The organism is Microbacterium croceum (assembly GCF_023091245.1).
Classification (GTDB): domain Bacteria; phylum Actinomycetota; class Actinomycetes; order Actinomycetales; family Microbacteriaceae; genus Microbacterium; species Microbacterium croceum.
Window position 1 is genome coordinate 2378768 of record NZ_JAHWXN010000001.1, and the last position, 13579, is coordinate 2392346.

The window sequence follows — 13579 nt, forward strand, 5'->3', positions numbered from 1 at the left end:
AGTCCGGGGAGCGCACCGATCCTAGGATGGTAGCCATGCGCATCCATATCGCCACCGATCACGCCGGTCTCGACTTCTCCACGCAGCTGCAGGACCATCTGCGCTCCGCAGGGCACGATGTCGTCGATCACGGCCCGATCGTCTACGACGCGGTCGACGATTACCCCGCGTTCTGCATCCGTGCGGCGCAGGCCGTGGTGCGCGACCAGACTGCCGGCGTCGAGGCGCTCGGCATCGTCTTCGGCGGTTCGGGCAACGGCGAGCAGATCGCGGCGAACAAGGTCGAGGGGATTCGTGCGGCCCTGGTCTGGAACCTGTCGACCGCGGAGCTCGCGCGCGAGCACAACGACGCGAACGTCATCGCAATCGGCGCGCGCCAGCACAGCTTCGACGAGGTCATCGCGTTGATCGACCGCTTCATCGCCACCCCGTTCTCGGGTGACGAGCGCCACGTGCGCCGCATCGGACAGATCGCCGACTTCGAGCGCGACGGCTCACTGCTTCCGGATCCGCGGGCCTGACATGCCCGAGGGCCATTCCGTCCATCGGATCGCGCGGCAGTTCGACCGTAACTTCGTCGGCAAGACGCTGTCGGCATCGAGTCCGCAGGGACGCTTCGCCGAGGGTGCCGCCGTCCTCGACGGCCGCACCGCAGTGAGCGTGCAGGCGGTCGGCAAGCAGATGTTCCTCGAGACCGAGGGCGACCTGTGGTTGCGGGTGCACCTCGGGCTCTACGGCGCGTGGGATTTCGCGGGCGAGATCCTCGTCGACCCCACGATCGCCTCCGCGAACGGTCGGATGGGCCAGACGAATCAGCGCGGCACGGATCTCGACGAGGCGATCCTCGATGATGCGGGGGAGAACTCGCTCGCATCCATCGGCGCTCCCCGACGTACACGCGTGCACGTGCGCATGTCCGAGCAGACCAAGGGACTGCACGACGAGGGGATGGAGTGGCCGCCACCGGTGGTCGGGCAGGTGCGGCTGCGCCTCCTGACGGACATCACGGCAGCGGATCTGCGCGGTCCGACCGCCTGCGTGCTGCAGACGCCCGAGGAGATGCTCGCGACCGTCGCCAAACTCGGGCCGGATCCGCTGGTCGGCGACCCTGCCGAGAACGAGGAGCGCTTCGTCCGCGCGGTCGCGAAGAAGCAGACGGCGATCGCGCTTCTGCTGATGGACCAGTCGGTGGTCAGCGGTATCGGCAATGTCTACCGCGCCGAGATGCTCTTCCGACAGCGCCTGAACCCGCACACCCCGGGGCGCGACGTCCGTGAGGAGACGGTCCGCGCGCTGTGGCGGGACTGGGTCCGACTGCTCGCGATCGGAGTCGAGACCGGGCAGATGATGACGATGGACGACCTGTCGGCCGAGGAGTATCGCGCCGCGATGGCGAGCCGCGACGACCGACACTGGGTCTACCATCGGGCTGGCCTGCCCTGCCGCGTCTGCGGCACCGAGATCGCCCTCGAGGAGATCGGTGCCCGCAAGCTGTACTGGTGCCCGCGCTGCCAGGCGTGACACGACCTGCTCCGATCCCGTCGAACCGAGGCTGCGAACATGCGTGAGATATCCCCGTCCAGCGAGCCGATCGCGATGATCCGCGCCGTGCGCGTCACCGGGCCAGGACGAGAGTTCCTGCTCGACGATGAACCGGTCGACATCCAGATCGCGGAGGGGCAGATCGTCGACATCGCACCGACCGGGAGCCTGCGGCCCCGGGGCCAGGTGCTCGATGGCGACGGTGCATGGGCGGTCCCCGGGCTCTGGGACAACCACGTCCACACGGTGCAGTGGGCGTTGGCGGCTGAGCGCGAGCCCCTCGGCCAGGTCGGATCTGCCGCGGAGGTGGCTCGACGGATGACGCATGTCGCGCCGCTCGCCGACGGTCGTCGCGTCGGCAGCGGCTATCGTGACGCCCTGTGGAGCGACGCGCCCGATCTGTTCACGCTGGATGCCGCGACCGGCGACGTGCCGACGTACCTGATCAACGCCGACGTGCACAGCGTGTGGCTGAACTCCGCAGCTCTCCGGCGTGAGGGGTTCCGCAGCCCCGATGGGATCCTTCGCGAGGAGGACGCCTTCGAGATCTCACGGCGTCTGAACGCCGTCGACCCCGCGCACGGTGATCGTGCGGTGCAGCGGGCGGGGGAGCAGGCCGCGTCGCGCGGTGTCACCGGACTCGTCGACTTCGACATGGCGTGGAACGCCGAAGCGTGGCCGCGCCGGATCGCAGCCGGGTTCGCGGCGCACCGGGTCGAATTCGCGGTGTACTCGTTCGACCTGGACAGGGCGATCGCCGCAGGCCTGCACACCGGGGAACTGCTCGAGTCCGAGGACGCCCCGTCCGCCGGGCGTGGACTCGTGAGAGTGGGACCCCTCAAGATCATCTCCGACGGCTCGCTCGGCACGCGCACGGCGGCCTGCTCGCACGCGTACCCGGGAGATCCGGAGAACTTCGGGGTGCTGAACGTTCCTCGCGACGCCCTGATCGATGCACTGGTGACAGCGACCGGGGCGGGTCTGAGCGTGGCCGTGCACGCGATCGGCGACAGGGCCACCACCTCCGCGCTCGACGCGTTCACCGTGAGCGGCGCAACCGGCACGATCGAACATGCGCAGCTCGTGCGTCACGCCGATCTCGCCCGTTTCGCGCGGCTCGGCGTGGCCGCGAGTGTGCAGCCTCAGCATGCTCTGGACGACCGGGACCTCGTCGGACGGCACTGGGCGGAGCAGACCGCGATCGGGTATCCCCTTGCTTCGCTGCTCGATGCCGGAGTCGAGGTGAGATTCGGCTCGGACGCTCCCGTCGCGGAACTGGACCCGTGGCAGGCCATCGCTGCCGCGGTCTTCCGCACGGACGACGATCGCGAGCCGTGGCATCCAGAGGAGCGCGTGAGCGTCAATCGGGCGCTGCAGGCGAGCGTGCGCTCGTCGATCCGGCCCGGTGAGCCGGCAGACGTCGTCTTGACCGGCCGGGATCCGCAGACGTCGACCGCGACCGAGCTGCGCACGATGCCGGTCGTGGCTACCGTCCTGGCTGGTCGGATCACTCACATCGCCTGAGCGGGCACGAAGAACGAGCAGAGAGAAGGGGCACCGGGATGAATCCCGGTGCCCCTTCTCTCTGAGACGCGACTCAGGCGGCGATGTGCGAGACGAGGAACCAGCGGTCCTTCTCGAGGCCGCGCATGATCTCGATCGCGACGTCCTGGCTTGTGAGGTCGACCTCGTCGAGACCGTCGATCGCGGCCTTGACGTCGACGAGGATTGCGTCGATGTCGGAGATGACCGCGCGGACGAGCTCATCCGACTGAGTGAAGCCTGCGGGCACGGCGCTGGTGCCGGCCTTCTCGGCGACGGTGCTCAGGCGCGCGTCGATCGGGAGGCCGAGGGCGACGATGCGCTCTGCAGCCGTGTCGGCGAAGTCGCCGGCGTGGGCCACGATCGTGTCGAGCAGCTCGTGGACGCCGACGAAGTTCGCGCCACGGACGTGCCAGTGCGCCTGCTTGCCGTTGACGGTGAGCGCCTCGAGACCCAGGACGACCGGGGAGAGGAACTGCGCTGCGGCAGCCGCCACGGTCGGGTCGCTGGCGGTGGTGGAAACGGTCTGTGCCTTGCTCATCTTGTGCTCCTCCGTGGTGCCTTCTCGTACCTGATGAACACAACGCTACTCAGGCTCAGGCATTCCGCAAGCAAGCTGAGGCTCGGCTTACACACGCGGAAACACGCGGAATTCCGCCCCCGTGAGGATAGTCTCGCCTCATGACCATCGCAGCGAGCGCGTCCGTCCTCAGCCTTCCAGAGCGCACGCCGGCAATCGCCGAAGACTCCTTCGTCGCGGACGGCGCTCGTCTCATCGGCGCAGTGACGCTGTCCGCCGGAGCCAGCGTCTGGTACAACGCCGTGCTGCGTGCAGATTCGGCGCAGATCACGATCGGGACCGACAGCAACGTGCAGGACAACGTCTCGGTCCACGTCGACGACGACCACCCCGTGAACATCGGTGCGAAGGTGTCCGTCGGGCACAATGCCGTGGTGCACGGATGCACGATCGGCGACGGCTCGCTGGTCGGCATGGGAGCCGTGATCCTCAGTGGCGCCGTGATCGGAGAAGGGTGTCTGATCGCCGGGGGCGCGGTCGTCCTCGGCGGCACCGTCGTTCCCGCCGGGTCGCTCGTCGCAGGCGTCCCCGCGAAGGTGCGGCGTGCGCTGAGCGACGCGGAGCGCGAGGGACTCATCGCCAACGCCGACATCTACCTGCGGCACAGCCGGACCCACAGCCTTGCCGCTCCGGTCTGAGCCCTGGTCACCGATAAGCTGGGTACACACGGGGCGGTGGCCAAGCTGGTCAAGGCAGCGGGCTCATAACCCGACGATCGTGGGTTCAAGTCCCACCCGCCCCACCACAGACTCGCTGGCAGAGACAGGGTCGATCGCGACATGAGTGCAGCCACCACCGAGGATGAACCGTCGCCGAACGACCTCGACGCCCGATCATGGAAGTTCGTCGCTCGCAGCGTGATCCGCAAGTTCGGACAAGATGGTGCCGGGGATATCGCCGCCGGACTGACGTTCCACGCCGTTCTCGCGCTCATCCCGGCGATCATGGTTGTCGTCTCCGTCGTCAGCCTGCTCGGCAAGGAATCGGAGACGGTCACGCTCGTCCTCGAGGTGTCTCGCGCCGTCGCCTCGCCGGAGGTTGCGAAAGGGCTGGCCTCCGTCGTCGACATGCTCGCGGAGTCCTCGATCGCGGGTCTCGCGCTCCTGACCGGCCTCGCGCTCACGATCTGGGCCGGCGCGCGCTACATCGCCGTGCTCGGGAGAGGGATGAACCGGGTCTACGACGTGGAGGAGGGCCGGCGGGGATGGGCGCTCAAGCTCATGCAGCTCGCGGTCAGCGTGCTGCTCTTCGTCGCCGTGCTGGCCGTTGCTGCTCTGCTCGCACTCTCCGAACCGGTTGCACGCGCGATCGGCGACGCGCTCTCGCTCGGTGACTCCGTGCTCATCGCCTGGCAGATCCTCCGCTGGCCGCTTCTCGCCGCGATCGTGATCGCGGCGGTCGCCTTCCTCTACGACAGGGCGCCGAACGTCCGGCATGTGAAGTTCCGCTGGGTGAGTCTCGGCGCCGGGATCGCGATCCTCGTGCTGATCATCGCCAGCGCGCTGTTCAGCCTGTATGTGTCGAGCATCGTGGACTACGACCGCGTCTACGGACCGCTCGCCGGTGCGATCATCTTCCTGCTGTGGATGTGGATCGCGAACCTGGCGCTCATGCTCGGGGTCGAGTTCGATGCCGCAGTCGAGCGGGCCCGTGAGCTCAGGGCGGGAGAGCCGGCGGAGTTCCGCGTGCGGCTTCCGCTGCGCGACGACACGCAGATCGAGGCGAAGAACCGTCGGTCGAGTGAGGAGGTCGCGGAGGCCAGGGAGCTGCGAAATCGTTCTGAGGGCGTGGACGGCTGACACATCGCCGGTCGCCGCGCCGGGGCGAACGCGCATCTGCCGTGATGTCAGCTCGGCCGCCTCGGCTGCAGTGCCGAGGCGGCCGGGCGTACGGGCCAGGTGCCGTCGAGCGTCTCCTCGGGCTCGAGGCGCCCGATGCTGATGAAGTACTCGGTGAGACTCTCGGCCTGAGAACGGGCCCACCCGACCTGCCGGGTGTGCAACTCGCTGAGCGACTGCGGCAGCACGAACTGCCGCGCGAGTGCCTGCGCGACGCGTCCGGCAGCGATCGCATCGGCGGAGGCCTCGTGCGCGCCGTCGAGCGGCACCGCGTAGTGTGCGGCGACGACCTCGAGGGTGCGCTTTCCGCGGCGGTAACGGTCGTAGGCCTTGTCGATCACGAGCGGGTCGATGATCGGTGCGGGATCGGCGAGCGGCTCGATCCCGTGTCGCACCGCCTCGTGCGCGAGCAACGAGAAGTCGTAGGAGGCGTTGTAGGCCACCACGGGCACGCCCTGAGCCAGGAGCGAGCGCAGTGCCGCGGTCACTTCGCCGACGACCTCCGCAGCCGGGCGCCCGTGCGCGCGGGCGTGCGTGGTCGTGATGCCGTGGTCGGCGGTCGCGCCCTCCGGGATCGGGATGCCGGGGTCGGCGAGCCAGGAACGTGCGGCGATCTGTCGTCCGCTCGCGTCGAGCACGCCGACGTGTGCGGTCACGACCCGATCCGATGTGACGTCGACCCCCGTGGTCTCGAGATCGAAGACGCCGACACGTGTGAGCCAGGCGGGGAGGTCGGGTGCGGTCGACATGCCCTCACGGTAGGACGAGCCGCCGACATCCATCCGGAGGCACACGGCGACTCCGTAGACTCGGAGCATGACCGTGCCTTCCCCCTACGCCGACCGTCTCAGCCGACTGCCTGTCGAGCGGCATGAGGTCGAGGTCGCCGACGGTGTGACGGCGTACTGGGTCTACGGGCCGCAGGATGCGGAGACGACCGTGATCGCCGTGCACGGTTTCCGGGGTGAGCACCATGGTCTCGAACCCGTGCTGGCCTTCCTCCCCGAGGCGCGGGTGATCGCTCCCGATCTGCCGGGGTTCGGCGCGACAGCGCCGCTGCCGGCCCGAACGCACGATCTCGATGCCTACGCCGCCTGGCTGACGGAGTTCGCGGCGAAGGTGGCACCAGGAGCGGTCATCCTCGGCCACTCCTTCGGCTCCATCGTCACGGCGGCGGCGGTCGCCGGTGGTCTGCGGACACCGCGCCTGATCCTGCTGAACCCGATCGGCGCCCCGGCGCTGGAAGGTCCGAAGGGGCTGATGACGCGGCTCGCCGTGCTCTACTACGCGCTCGGCGCTCGGCTGCCTGAACGCCTCGGCACCGCCCTGCTGCGCAATCGCGTGATCGTGCGAGTGATGAGCATCACGATGGCGAAGACCACCGATCCCGAGCTGCGCCGCTTCATCCACGACCAGCACGACACCTATTTCTCGCGGTTCTCCGACCGTGATGTACTGCGAGACGCGTTCGTCGCGAGCGTCTCGCACGACGTGCGGGAGTTCGCTCCGACGATCGATGTTCCCACGCTGCTCGTCGCCGCCGAGAGGGATGACATCACCCCGATCGAGGCGGAGCGCGCGCTCGCCACGCTGTTCCCCGACGCCTCACTCGTGGAGATCGCGCACGTCGGGCACCTGATCCATTACGAGACGCCGGCGGAAGCCGCCGGCGCGATCCGTCGATTCCTCAGGATTCCCGTCGCGCGAGGCCGATGAGCCCGGCCACCCGGAAGGGGATGACCTCGCCCATCGCGAGCGAGGTCTCGGTGCGCTCGACTCCTTCGATCGAGAGGATCCTCGCATCCGTGTCGAACAGATGACGCGCGTCGCGGCAGGCCACGCGCGCGAGTAGATCGATCGATCCGCTCAGTCCGTGCGCCTGCACGACTTCGGGGATGCGTGCGAGCTCGTTGATGATGCGCGGAAGCTCCGTCTGACGCACGCCGATGCTGACGAAGGCCTGCAGCGGGAACCCGAGCACCTCCGGCGCGAACGAGCGCTCGTACGAGAGGAAGATCCCGGTCTGCTCCAAACGGGCCATCCGTGCCTGAATCGTGTTGCGGGAGAGGCCGAGATTCTCGGCGAGAGCGACGATCGTGATGCGCGGATCGTCGGCCAGCGCGGCGAGAAGCTCGAGATCGATACGGTCCAGTCCAGGCATAGTGCCAAACCTTAGCAGGACGCGATCCCTCGATATTGAGCAACATGCTCAACCGCACTTCCATTGCTTGAGCGAGGTGTTGAGCAGACGTACGCTCAGACCAGACCGGTGATGACGCCGGGTGCCGCGCGCACAGCCCTTCGCGGCTGCTGAGACTTGGAGGACGATGATGTCACCGCAGATCACGCCCATCGCCGATTCGACCCAGGATCTGGAGCGCACCGAGCGCCTCCTGGCTCCGGATGGAACGCGTCTCGCGCACCCGGATCTCGACCCCTTCGTCGCGGACGTCGACGCGTCACAGCTGCGCGCGCTTCTGCGCGACATGGTGATCCTCCGCCGCATCGATGCGGAGGGCGTGGCTCTGCAGCGTCAGGGACAGCTCGGCCTCTGGGCCCCGTGCCAGGGGCAGGAGGCGACGCAGATCGGCACCGCGCGCGCACTGGCACCCCAGGACTACGTCTTCCCGAGCTATCGCGAGACCGGTGTCATCTACGCCCGCGGCGCGCAACCGGGGGACTTCGTGCGGATGTGGCGCGGCGAGGAGGGTGCAGGGCACGACCCGGCTGCGCTGCGCGTCGCCCCCCTGCAGATCATCATCGGCGCTCAGACCCTGCACGCCGTCGGCTATGCGCTCGGCATCCGCCATGACGGCGCCGACGAGGTTGCGGTGACCTACTTCGGCGACGGCGCGACCAGCCAAGGCGACGTCAACGAGGCGATGATCTTCGCTGCGTCGTACCAGGCGCCGGTCGTCTTCGTGTGCCAGAACAACCACTGGGCGATCTCCGAGCCGGTCGCGGTGCAGTCGCAGTACCCGATCGCGGGGCGTGCGCCCGGTTTCGGCATCCCGAGCCTGCGTGTGGACGGCAACGACGTGCTCGCCTGCATGGCGGCGATGCGCTGGGCGCTCGCGCATGCCAGGTCCGGCAAGGGACCCGCCTACATCGAGGCGGTCACGTATCGGATGGGTCCGCACACGACGGCGGATGATCCCACCCGCTACCGCGACGAGGCGGAGCTGGAGGAGTGGCGCCGTCGCGACCCGATCGCGCGCCTCGACGCGCACCTGCGCAGCATCGGCGAGCTCGACGAGGCGCATCTCGCGGAGATCCAGTCGGCCGCCGACGTCGTCGCCAAGGACATGCGCGCAGCCTGCCTGGGCATGGTGACCCGTGCGCCCCTCGCGGTCTTCGACGGCGTGTACGCCGAGCCGCATGCGGGATTGGACCGCCAGCGCGACGAGTACGCCGCGTATCTGGCGAGCTTCGAGAGCGAGGCGTGACCATGGCGGAGATGACCCTGGGCAAGGCCCTCGGTGCCGGTCTGCGTCGGGCGATGCAGGATGACGAGAAGGTCGTGCTGCTCGGGGAGGACATCGGAAAGCTCGGCGGCGTGTTCCGCATCACCGACGGACTGCTCGACGAGTTCGGTGCTCAGCGCGTGATCGACACTCCGCTGGCGGAGTCCGGAATCGTCGGCACCGCGGTGGGGCTGGCCTTCCGCGGCTACCGGCCGGTCGTGGAGATCCAGTTCGACGGCTTCGTCTACCCGGCGTTCGATCAGATCGTCGCCCAGGTCGCCAAACTGCACTACCGCACTCAGGGGCGGGTGAAGATGCCTCTCACGATCCGCATCCCGTGGGCCGGAGGGATCGGCGCTGCCGAGCACCACTCCGAATCGCCCGAGGCCTACTTCGTCCACACCGCCGGCCTCCGGGTCGTCGCCGTGTCGAATCCGGCCGATGCCTACCGGAGTCTGCGCCAGGCGATCGCCTCCGATGACCCGGTGATCTTCTTCGAGCCGAAGCGGCTGTACCACCACAAGGGCGAGGTCGATCTGGACGCGTCTCTGGCGGATGCGCCGCCGATGGGACTGGCGAGCGTGGTGCGCGCCGGTCGCGACGTCTCGCTCATCACGTACGGTGCGATGGTGGGCACCGCCCTGCAGGCGGCAGAAGCCGCAGAGGACGAGGGCGTGTCGATCGAGGTCATCGATCTGCGCTCCCTCTCACCCGTCGACTACGACTCCGTTGCGGCATCCGTGCGCAAGACCGGTCGCGTCGTGGTCGCCCACGAGGCTTCGCGAGAAGCCGGTGTCGCCGCCGAGGTGATCGCGAGCATCACGGAGCGCTGCTTCGAGTACCTCGAGTCCGCACCGTTGCGGGTGACCGGGCACGACATCCCGTACCCACCCGCGAAGCTGGAGAAGTTCCACCTGCCCGACCTCGATCGCCTGCTCGATGCCGTGGATCGTGTGCTCGACCGGCCCAACAGCCTCACGGAGGTGGACGCATGATCGCCGAGTTCCGACTGCCCGACCTCGGTGAGGGGCTCACGGAAGCGGAGGTCGTCCAGTGGCTGGTCGCGCCCGGTGACGCTGTCACGCTGAATCAGACGCTCGCCGAGGTCGAGACCGCCAAGGCCGTCGTCGAACTGCCGTCACCGTATGCGGGCACCGTGTCGACGCTGCACGCAGATGCGGGGGAGACGATCGCCGTCGGCGCACCGCTCATCGCGTTCGACGTCGAGGGGGAGGATGACGACGCGCCAGAGCCGATCGTCGAGGAGAAGGCGCAGCCGAACCTGGTCGGGTACGGCGCAGCGCCGTCGACCAACGCCCGTCCGGCTCGTCGAGCGCGCCGCATCTCCGGTGCCACCGCCGCCGCCGACACTGCGGTGCTCGAAGCGGCGCCGCACGACGCTGCGCCTTCCGCCACTGCCGAGCACGTGATCGAGCGGCCGCGATCGACGCCTCCCGTGCGAGCCCACGCCAAGCGCCTCGGGATCGACCTCGTGCTCGTCGCCGCTGCCGTCGGCGACCGCCTGATCACCCGCAACGACGTGGATGCCTACGCCGAGCGCACAGGTGCCGGCCGAAGCGACGCATCGATGCCGGCGCGCGACGGTTCCGGTGTCCCTGCATCGCCCGCCGCACTCGGCTCGGACGAGAGGACGCACGAGCGCGAGACGAGGATCCCGATCCGCGGAGTGCGAAAGCACACGGCGGCAGCCATGGTGGCCAGTGCCTTCACGGCACCGCACGTGACGGTGTTCCACACGGTCGATGTCACCGAGACGATGGATCTGCTCGCCGGTCTCCGCGAGGACCGGGTGCTCTCCGCCCATCGCATCGGTCTGCTCGCTGTGATCGCGAAGGTCGTCTGTCTCGCTCTGGGGCGCACTCCCGGGCTCAACGCGCACTGGGACGAGGCCGCCGGTGAGATCGTCCAGTATCACTACGTCGATCTGGGCATCGCAGCCGCCACCGAGCGCGGCCTCATCGTGCCGAACATCCGCGACGCGGACCGTCTGTCGCTCGTCGAGCTGAGCGAGGCGCTCAGAAGTCTCGCCGAGACCGCTCGTGCGGGTAGGACATCCCCGGCGGAACTGCTCGGCGGCACCTTCTCGATCTCGAACATCGGGGTCTTCGGGGTCGATGCGGGAACACCGATCCTGCCGCCGGGGCAGTCCGGGATCCTCGCCGTGGGAGCTGTGCGTCGTCAGCCCTGGGAGCACCGCGGAGAGATCGCGCTGCGTCAGGTGATGACTCTGAGCCTGTCCTTCGACCACCGTCTCGTCGACGGGGCGGAAGGTGCGCGCTTCCTCAAGAACGTCGCCGACGTGCTGGAGCAGCCCGGGCGGGCGATGCTTCTCAGGTAGGGGCGCGCAACGCGGCATCCGCCATCGCGGCCAGCACGGTCGCGGTGGCGGTCTGCTGTCTGGTGGTGGCCCGCGTGCTGTGGGGCGTCGAGTTGATCAGGCCGAAGCACGCTTGAACGCGCAGTCGCAGCTCTTCCGGCGTGGCGGGCAGGAGGGGAGCGAGCGCGTCGATCCACACGCCGATGTAGGTGCGCTGCAGCCGTCGCACCGCGGCGCGGTCCTCGTCGGACAGATGGGCGACGTCTCGGTCTTGCACCTGGATGACCTCAGCGTTGCCGAGAGCGAAGTCCACGTGGAAGCGGATCAGTGCCCGCATCCGCTCTTCCGGCTCTGCGGGCGCCTCGGCGACGCGTGTTCCTCCGGCGACGAGGTCGTTGCTCACCTTGACGAGCACGGCACCGAGGAGCGCCTGCTTTCCGGCGAAGTGCCGGTAGACGGCGGGACCGGAGACGCCGACGGCAGCGCCGATGTCCTCGAGACTGACGCCGTTGTACCCGCCCACGGCGAAGAGCCGCGCGGCTTCATGGAGGATCGCATCGGAGCGCTCGGCTTTGGCGCGATCTCGGGCAGTCGTCGGGGTTGTCATTCCAGTTAATCCTCGCTAACCTGAATGTACGGGTTAGTGAACACTAACCGAATCAGCACGCGGAGCGCCACCGTGGGTCGCTTCGTGACGTGGGTCGAGGAGGACTTCACGATGCCCGCCACCCAGGAATCTCTGGCGCAAGCGCTGCGCGATCGTCTCGCGACGGCGGCGCTGGGAGGACCGGCCGCCTCCCGCGAACGTCACGTCGCCCGTGGAAAGCTTCTGCCGCGCGAACGCGTCGCCCGACTGCTCGACGAGGGCAGCCCGTTCCTCGAGGTCGCACCTCTCGCCGCGGACGGCCTGTACGGGGGAGAGGCGCCGGGAGCGGGTGTGATCGCCGGCATCGGCCTGGTGCACGGTCGCCACGTGATGGTCGTCTGCAACGACGCCACCGTCAAGGGCGGCACGTACTACCCGATGACCGTCAAGAAGCACCTGCGCGCGCAGGAGATCGCCAGGGAGAACCGGCTGCCGTGCCTGTATCTCGTGGACTCGGGCGGGGCCTTCCTCCCTCGACAGGACGAGGTGTTCCCCGACCGGGACCACTTCGGACGCATCTTCTTCAACCAGGCGAACATGTCGGCGCAGGGCATCCCTCAGCTCGCCGCCGTCCTCGGATCCTGCACGGCCGGGGGCGCCTACGTACCGGCGATGAGCGATGAGACGGTCATCGTGCGCGGACAGGGCACGATCTTCCTCGGCGGACCTCCGCTGGTCAAGGCGGCGATCGGGGAGATCGTCACGGCGGAGGAGCTGGGCGGCGGAGAGCTCCACGCCCGGCGCAGCGGAGTGGTCGATCATCTGGCAGAGGACGACGAGCACGCGCTCGAGATCCTCAGAGACATCGTCGCCACGCTGCCTCCGCCCGCGGAGCCTGCCTGGGAGGTCATCGACAGTCGGGAACCGGAGGAGCGGTCGTCGCTGTACGACGTGGTCCCCGTCGATGTGAATGCCGCATACGACGTGCACGAGGTCATCAGTCGGTTGGTCGACGCCGACAGCTTCCGCGAGTTCAAGGCCGAGTACGGCACGACTCTCGTCACCGGATTCGCGCGACTCCACGGGCATCCCATCGGCATCATCGCCAACAACGGTGTGCTGTTCAGCGAATCCGCGCAGAAGGGCGCTCACTTCATCGAGTTGAGCGATCAGCGCGGCATCCCGCTGCTGTTCCTGCAGAACATCACCGGGTTCATGGTCGGTTCGGAGGCCGAGGCCGGCGGCATCGCCAAGGACGGCGCCAAGATGGTCACGGCAGTCGCGAGCACCAGAGTGCCCAAGCTGACCGTGATCATCGGCGGCTCGTTCGGCGCCGGGAACTACTCGATGTGCGGCCGCGCATACTCGCCACGGTTCCTGTGGACCTGGCCTGCGAGCCGGATCTCCGTGATGGGCGGACAACAGGCGGCGTCCGTGCTCGCCACGGTCAAGGAGGATCAGCTCGCCGCGCGAGGGGAGGGATGGTCTGCGCAGGAGCGCAGCGCGTTCGAGGAACCGATCCGTGAACAGTACGAGGCGCAGGGCGAGCCCTACTACGCCACCGCACGCCTCTGGGACGACGGGATCGTCGACCCGGAGCAGACCCGCGATCTGCTCGGGCTCGCGCTCGACGTGGTCGCGCGCACCCCGCTGCCCGAACCGCGCTTCGGCGTCTTCCGGATGTGAGAG

General features: G+C 68.5%; 14 protein-coding genes and 1 tRNA gene. 11 read left to right on the plus strand and 4 right to left on the minus strand.

Features of this window, described 5'->3' with window-relative positions; genetic code table 11:
* Positions 1-35 precede the first annotated feature (35 nt).
* Genes KZC51_RS11235 through KZC51_RS11245 form a run of 3 tightly spaced genes read left to right on the plus strand, consistent with a single transcriptional unit; the run spans position 36 to position 3066 of the window.
* Positions 36-521, plus strand: coding sequence for a ribose-5-phosphate isomerase (locus tag KZC51_RS11235; RefSeq protein ID WP_247630057.1), 486 nt, complete (start codon positions 36-38; stop codon positions 519-521).
* A 1-nt stretch (position 522) separates the two neighbouring features.
* Positions 523-1521, plus strand: coding sequence for an Fpg/Nei family DNA glycosylase (locus tag KZC51_RS11240; protein ID WP_247630058.1), 999 nt, complete (start codon positions 523-525; stop codon positions 1519-1521).
* Positions 1522-1560: 39 nt separating this feature from the next.
* Positions 1561-3066: an amidohydrolase gene (locus KZC51_RS11245; protein ID WP_372491772.1), complete on the plus strand. Its 1506-nt coding sequence runs from the start codon at positions 1561-1563 to the stop codon at positions 3064-3066.
* 73 nt (positions 3067-3139) lie between these two features.
* Here KZC51_RS11245 and KZC51_RS11250 read toward each other — a convergent pair whose 3' ends face one another.
* Complete coding sequence (locus tag KZC51_RS11250; RefSeq protein ID WP_247630059.1) at positions 3140-3625, minus strand: Dps family protein; 486 nt, start codon at positions 3623-3625, stop codon at positions 3140-3142.
* A gap of 140 nt (positions 3626-3765) precedes the next feature.
* On the opposite strand from KZC51_RS11250, the gene KZC51_RS11255 reads away from it, so the two are divergent.
* The 3 genes from KZC51_RS11255 (at position 3766) to KZC51_RS11265 (ending at position 5463) form a co-directional block, all read left to right on the plus strand.
* On the plus strand, positions 3766-4302 hold the full coding sequence (locus KZC51_RS11255) for a gamma carbonic anhydrase family protein (RefSeq protein WP_247630060.1): 537 nt from the start codon (positions 3766-3768) through the stop codon (positions 4300-4302).
* 30 nt (positions 4303-4332) lie between these two features.
* Positions 4333-4409: transfer RNA gene (locus tag KZC51_RS11260), tRNA-Ile, on the plus strand.
* Between the two features lie 34 nt (positions 4410-4443).
* On the plus strand, positions 4444-5463 hold the full coding sequence (locus KZC51_RS11265; RefSeq protein ID WP_247630061.1) for a YihY/virulence factor BrkB family protein: 1020 nt from the start codon (positions 4444-4446) through the stop codon (positions 5461-5463).
* A 47-nt stretch (positions 5464-5510) separates the two neighbouring features.
* Here KZC51_RS11265 and KZC51_RS11270 read toward each other — a convergent pair whose 3' ends face one another.
* Positions 5511-6251: a 3'-5' exonuclease gene (locus KZC51_RS11270; RefSeq protein ID WP_247630062.1), complete on the minus strand. Its 741-nt coding sequence runs from the start codon at positions 6249-6251 to the stop codon at positions 5511-5513.
* 67 nt (positions 6252-6318) lie between these two features.
* Between KZC51_RS11270 and KZC51_RS11275 the strand changes: the two genes are divergently transcribed.
* A complete protein-coding gene (locus KZC51_RS11275) occupies positions 6319-7218 on the plus strand; it encodes an alpha/beta fold hydrolase (RefSeq protein WP_247630063.1) in 900 nt (299 codons plus the stop codon).
* Here the strand turns inward: KZC51_RS11275 and KZC51_RS11280 are convergent.
* Positions 7190-7663 carry an Lrp/AsnC family transcriptional regulator gene (locus KZC51_RS11280; protein WP_141872064.1) on the minus strand — a complete coding sequence of 158 codons (474 nt, stop codon included), beginning with the start codon at positions 7661-7663 and terminating at the stop codon, positions 7190-7192. The genes KZC51_RS11275 and KZC51_RS11280 overlap by 29 nt on opposite strands.
* A 169-nt stretch (positions 7664-7832) precedes the next feature.
* Here KZC51_RS11280 and pdhA point away from each other — a divergent pair, with 169 nt between their 5' ends.
* From pdhA to KZC51_RS11295, 3 genes are read left to right on the plus strand one after another with little or no spacing between them, the layout of a single operon-like run.
* Positions 7833-8948 (plus strand): pyruvate dehydrogenase (acetyl-transferring) E1 component subunit alpha, encoded by a 1116-nt coding sequence (gene pdhA / locus KZC51_RS11285; RefSeq protein ID WP_247630638.1) that lies wholly within the window; start codon positions 7833-7835, stop codon positions 8946-8948.
* Positions 8949-8950: 2 nt separating this feature from the next.
* On the plus strand, positions 8951-9961 hold the full coding sequence (locus tag KZC51_RS11290) for an alpha-ketoacid dehydrogenase subunit beta (protein ID WP_247630064.1): 1011 nt from the start codon (positions 8951-8953) through the stop codon (positions 9959-9961).
* Complete coding sequence (locus KZC51_RS11295) at positions 9958-11325, plus strand: dihydrolipoamide acetyltransferase family protein (RefSeq protein ID WP_247630065.1); 1368 nt, start codon at positions 9958-9960, stop codon at positions 11323-11325. Before KZC51_RS11290 ends, KZC51_RS11295 begins: the two co-directional genes overlap by 4 nt.
* On the opposite strand, the gene KZC51_RS11300 is transcribed toward KZC51_RS11295, so the two are convergent.
* Entirely contained in the window at positions 11318-11911 is a 594-nt protein-coding gene (locus tag KZC51_RS11300) for a TetR/AcrR family transcriptional regulator (protein ID WP_247630066.1), read from the minus strand. The two genes, KZC51_RS11295 and KZC51_RS11300, sit on opposite strands and share 8 nt — an antisense overlap.
* A gap of 111 nt (positions 11912-12022) precedes the next feature.
* Here KZC51_RS11300 and KZC51_RS11305 point away from each other — a divergent pair, with 111 nt between their 5' ends.
* The gene (locus tag KZC51_RS11305) at positions 12023-13576 is read left to right on the plus strand and encodes a carboxyl transferase domain-containing protein (protein WP_247630639.1); all 1554 of its coding nucleotides are present in this window, start codon (positions 12023-12025) and stop codon (positions 13574-13576) included.
* The last annotated feature ends 3 nt before the right edge of the window (positions 13577-13579 follow it).

Bases quoted from the DNA above. Each gene is read 5' to 3' on its own strand.
- KZC51_RS11235 (WP_247630057.1), top strand. From the start codon at position 36: ATGCGCATCCATATCGCCACCGATCACGCCGGTCTCGACTTCTCCACG.
- KZC51_RS11240 (WP_247630058.1), top strand. From the start codon at position 523: ATGCCCGAGGGCCATTCCGTCCATCGGATCGCGCGGCAGTTCGACCGT.
- KZC51_RS11245 (WP_372491772.1), top strand. From the start codon at position 1,561: ATGCGTGAGATATCCCCGTCCAGCGAGCCGATCGCGATGATCCGCGCC.
- KZC51_RS11250 (WP_247630059.1), bottom strand. From the start codon at position 3,625: ATGAGCAAGGCACAGACCGTTTCCACCACCGCCAGCGACCCGACCGTG.
- KZC51_RS11255 (WP_247630060.1), top strand. From the start codon at position 3,766: ATGACCATCGCAGCGAGCGCGTCCGTCCTCAGCCTTCCAGAGCGCACG.
- KZC51_RS11265 (WP_247630061.1), top strand. From the start codon at position 4,444: ATGAGTGCAGCCACCACCGAGGATGAACCGTCGCCGAACGACCTCGAC.
- KZC51_RS11270 (WP_247630062.1), bottom strand. From the start codon at position 6,251: ATGTCGACCGCACCCGACCTCCCCGCCTGGCTCACACGTGTCGGCGTC.
- KZC51_RS11275 (WP_247630063.1), top strand. From the start codon at position 6,319: ATGACCGTGCCTTCCCCCTACGCCGACCGTCTCAGCCGACTGCCTGTC.
- KZC51_RS11280 (WP_141872064.1), bottom strand. From the start codon at position 7,663: ATGCCTGGACTGGACCGTATCGATCTCGAGCTTCTCGCCGCGCTGGCC.
- pdhA (WP_247630638.1), top strand. From the start codon at position 7,833: ATGTCACCGCAGATCACGCCCATCGCCGATTCGACCCAGGATCTGGAG.
- KZC51_RS11290 (WP_247630064.1), top strand. From the start codon at position 8,951: ATGGCGGAGATGACCCTGGGCAAGGCCCTCGGTGCCGGTCTGCGTCGG.
- KZC51_RS11295 (WP_247630065.1), top strand. From the start codon at position 9,958: ATGATCGCCGAGTTCCGACTGCCCGACCTCGGTGAGGGGCTCACGGAA.
- KZC51_RS11300 (WP_247630066.1), bottom strand. From the start codon at position 11,911: ATGACAACCCCGACGACTGCCCGAGATCGCGCCAAAGCCGAGCGCTCC.
- KZC51_RS11305 (WP_247630639.1), top strand. From the start codon at position 12,023: ATGCCCGCCACCCAGGAATCTCTGGCGCAAGCGCTGCGCGATCGTCTC.